The sequence below is a fragment of the Caulobacter sp. B11 genome (assembly GCF_002737765.1).
Lineage (GTDB): Bacteria > Pseudomonadota > Alphaproteobacteria > Caulobacterales > Caulobacteraceae > Caulobacter.
The window spans coordinates 1-3899 of record NZ_PEGG01000246.1; the positions used below are offsets into that span (position 1 = coordinate 1).

The window sequence follows — 3899 nt, forward strand, 5'->3', positions numbered from 1 at the left end:
TCTGCTGGAGCCGGGTAACCGCGCCGTCTTGATCAGCCAGATACCTAGGCCGGATGAGACCTGAGGTTCCGTTCGGAGTCAGTAGTGAAAATCAGGTCAGCATACGAAACCGGACCTTCGGTAAACGACATGCCGGAGCGGAGATCGGTCGCTCGGTAGATCCTCCTCCTCTGGGGGCGGTGGCCCGGAGGGCCGGACGGGGTAGCGCGGCACCGGCGTTCAGGCGCGCGCGGAAACCCTCTCTCGATGAGAGAGGGTTCGTGAGGACCCCATCGGGTCGGGTACGCTCGCCCCCCCTACGTCCCCTTCCCCTCCGCCACCCACGCGTCCACCCGCTGCTCCAGCACCGCCAGCGGCAGCGAGCCGCCCAGCAGCACCACGTCGTGGAACTTCCGCTCGTCGAAGCGATCGCCCAGCGCCGTCTCGGCGCGCCGGCGCAGCTCCAGGATCTTCAGCTCGCCGACCTTGTAGGCCAGGGCCTGGCCCGGCCAGGACACGTAGCGGGCCAGCTCGACCTCGATATTGGTGGCCGACAGGGCGGTGTTGTCGGTGAAACAGGCGCGGGCCTGGTCCAGGCTCCAGCGCTTCCAGTGGACGCCCGTGTCGGCGACGAGTCTGCAGGCGCGCCACATCTCGTAGGACAGGCGGCCGAACAGCTCATAGGGGTCGCGATAGATCCCCATTTCCTCGCCCAGCCATTCCGAATAGAGCCCCCAGCCCTCGCCATAGGCGTTGAAATACAGGCCCTTGCGGAAGGCCGGGACGCCGGTCTGTTCCTGGGCCAGGGCGGTCTGGATGTGGTGGCCGGGCGCGCCCTCGTGCAGCACCAGGGCCGGCAGCTCATAGAGGGCCCGCTGGTCCAGCTGTGAGGTGTTGATCATCAGGCCGCCGGCCCGGCCGGTCTTGGGGTCGCCGCCGAAATAGCGGCCGGTGGTGTAGCCCTGCTCGATGCTGGACGGCACCGGGCGCACGCCATAGGTCAGGCGCGGCAGGGTTCCGAACCGGGCCGGCAGCTGGTCGTCGGCGCGCTTGGCGATCTCGCTGGCCTTTTCCAGCAGCTGCTGGCGGCTGGTGGCGTAGAAGCGCGGATCCTGGCGCAGGAAGGCGATGAAGGCTGGCAGGTCGCCCTGGAAGCCGGTCTGGACCATCACCGTCTGCATGCGGGCCCGGATGCGGCGCACCTCGGACTGGCCGAGGTCGTGGATCTGGTCGGGCGTCAGGTCGGTGGTGGTGTGGCGGCGGGCCAGGAAGGCGTAGTAGCGCGCCCCGTCCGGCAGGTCGGCGGCGGCGAGGCTGGTCGCGGCCCTGGGCGCATACTCGGTCTCCAGGAAGGTCACGAAGCTGGCCCGGGCCGGGGCCACGTCGCGGGCGATCGCCGCCTCGCCCCGGGCCAGCAGGGCGGCGCGGCGCTCAGGGGGAATGGAGGCCGGCAAGGCCCGCAACGGGGCCAGCAGCGGTTCCTGCGCCAAGGGCGTGGCGGCGGCGCGGCGGGCCCGCTCCAGCACGCCGGCGACCGTGGGACGGGCCTGGACGAAGCCGTCCTGGATCCCGCGCCGGGCATTGGCCAGGTTGGCGGCGTACCAGTCCGGGACCTTGGCCAGCAGGGCCAGCCAGCGCTCGGCCTCGGCCTCGGTGCGCAGGGTCATGCCGCTGGCGCGGTACAGCAGGATGACATCGAAGCCGCCGTCGCTGTTGAACGGCATCCGCGATTCGTCGAAGGCCAGGGCCGCGACCCGCTCGTCCAGGCTCCAGGCCAGCAGGGCGTGGGTCAGGCGCTGATCGGGGGTCAGGGCGGCCAGATCGACCTGGGCCAGGGCGGCCTTGGCCTGGGCGTACTGCACCCGGCGCCGGGCGTCGGCCTTGGGGCCCACCTCGGGAAGGCTGAACCGCGCCGAATCATCAGCCCCGCTCTCGCCGTCGTCCTCGCCGGGGCCCGTCGCCTCATAGGCCGTCACCGCCTGGGCCAGGCGGTCCGAAGCGGTCGGCGGCGCGGCCAGGGCGGCGCTGGTCATCAGCACAGCCAGGCCGGCGCCGGCCAGCAGACGGGTGAAGTTTCGCATCCGACGCGCTCCGCGACCTTGATGGTCGAAGCGTTTAGATCAGGATTTGGCGCGCCGCCAAACAGGTCCGCAAAGCCGCGGCGAAGCGCGGCGGCTCTGGATCTTCATGTTCGGGGAAAGCGGCGGGGCCCGGCCAGGGCCCGAAGGAGAAATCATGGAGCGGGCGAAGAGATTCGAACTCTCGACCCCAACCTTGGCAAGGTTGTGCTCTACCACTGAGCTACGCCCGCATCCGGGATTTCTCGGGTCTCGTTCCACCCTCCGAACCTTGGAGAATGGAGCGGGCGAAGAGATTCGAACTCTCGACCCCAACCTTGGCAAGGTTGTGCTCTACCACTGAGCTACGCCCGCATCGAAGGAGGCTCTAGAAGCCCCCGCGACGAGGAGGCGGCTTATGGCAGAGGCCCTCGCGATTGGCAAGCGGGGAGACGGGGGAAGATGGGGAGAAGTGGTTGCGGCCCCCGCGCCCTCTTGCGCCGCGCGGCGTTTCATCCGCTCATTCCCTCCTGAATCGCTTGGGATCGAACCGTCTTGCGTCTGTTTGTCTATGGTCTGGGATATGTCGGCGAGGCCTTCGCCGAGGCGCTGAGGGCGCGCGGCTGGAGCGTGGCGGCGACCGCGCGCGGGGCCGATCGGGTCGCGGCGCTGCGGGCCCGGGGCGTCGATGCGGTCGAGGCCGGCGACACGGCCGCCCTCACCGCCGCCCTGGCTGACGTCACCGCCGTCCTGGTCACCGCCCCGCCGACCGCGACGGCTGTCCGGGCCTGCGCGGGACCTGATCCCGGCCCTGGCCGCCGCCAACGCCTTTCCCGACTGGATCGGCTATCTGTCGACCACCGGCGTCTATGGCGACTTCGAGGGCCGCTGGGTGTTCGAGAGCTCGCCGCTCAGGGCCCAGTCGGTCGAGGGGGCCCGCCGGGTCGGGGCCGAGCGCGACTGGCGCCAGGTCGGTCGCGGCATGGGCCTGACCGTGACCAGCTTCCGCCTGCCCGGCATCTATGGCCCCGGCCGCAGCGCCTTCGACCGCCTGCGGGCCGGCGAGGGGCGCCGCATCGTCAAGCCGGGCCAGGTGTTCTCGCGCATTCACCGCGACGACATCGTCAGCGGCCTGCTGGCCTCGCTGGACCAGCCGCGGGCCGGGGGATCTACAATCTCTGCGACGACGAACCGGCCCCGCCGCAGGACGTCATCGAATATGCCGCGCGCCTGCTGGGCGTCGCCGTGCCGCCCGACCTGCCGTTCGACGCCCTGGGCCTGTCGCCCGCCACCCGCCGCTTCTATGCGGAGAACAAGCGGGTCTCCAACGCCCTGGCCAAGGCCGAACTGGGCTGGCGGCCACAGTATCCGACCTATCGCGAGGGCCTGGCGGCGATCCTGGCGGCGGGCGGCTGAAGGCTGGTGGGCCTCGAGCGCCTGCGGGTCCGTCCCCGTCCTTCGACCAGCTCAGGATGAGGGCTACTTAAGCGGCCGTTCAGTCGAAAGCCTCACCCTGAGCCTGTCGAAGGGCGAGGTTTTCAGGCCGAGGCCGGTAGGGGAACACGGCGCGAAGTCCACGAACTCGCAGCCCCGCCGCTCAGTCCTCGTCCGGCGTCCCGGGACGCTCCACCAGGCCGGTCGCCTCGATCGCCGCGGCCCCGCGCATGCGCGCCGCCCGGGCCAGGCGGCGGTCGACCAGGTCGCCGACCTCCTCGGCCGCCAGGCCGCGCGCCTCGTCGACCGCCGCGACGAGGCGTTGCAGGTCCTGGGGCCGCGACAGGCGGTGGTCGCCGTCCTTGATCAGGCTGAACACCACGTCGTCGCCCTTCAGGGCATGGGCCAGTTCCAGGGCGTGGGTCCAGG

The 3899-nt window shown here is 70.9% G+C and carries 1 protein-coding gene, 2 tRNA genes and 2 pseudogenes; 1 reads left to right on the forward strand and 4 read right to left on the reverse strand.

Annotated features, from left to right (window positions below):
* Window positions 1–296 precede the first annotated feature (296 nt).
* The 3 genes from CSW58_RS10270 to CSW58_RS10280 form a co-directional block, all read right to left on the reverse strand.
* Complete coding sequence (locus CSW58_RS10270) at window positions 297–2060, reverse strand: DUF885 family protein (RefSeq protein WP_099447223.1); 1764 nt, start codon at window positions 2058–2060, stop codon at window positions 297–299.
* Window positions 2061–2215: 155 nt separating this feature from the next.
* Window positions 2216–2290, reverse strand: a tRNA-Gly gene (locus CSW58_RS10275).
* Window positions 2291–2336: 46 nt separating this feature from the next.
* Window positions 2337–2411 (reverse strand) — tRNA-Gly (locus CSW58_RS10280).
* Between the two features lie 180 nt (window positions 2412–2591).
* Between CSW58_RS10280 and CSW58_RS10285 the strand changes: the two are divergent.
* Window positions 2592–3452 (forward strand): annotated as a pseudogene (locus tag CSW58_RS10285) (SDR family oxidoreductase).
* 181 nt (window positions 3453–3633) lie between these two features.
* On the opposite strand, the pseudogene CSW58_RS10290 reads toward CSW58_RS10285, so the two are convergent.
* Window positions 3634–3899 (reverse strand): annotated as a pseudogene (locus CSW58_RS10290) (alpha/beta hydrolase); the annotation flags it as partial.

Bases quoted from the DNA above. Each gene is read 5' to 3' on its own strand.
- CSW58_RS10270 (WP_099447223.1), bottom strand. From the start codon at position 2,060: ATGCGAAACTTCACCCGTCTGCTGGCCGGCGCCGGCCTGGCTGTGCTG.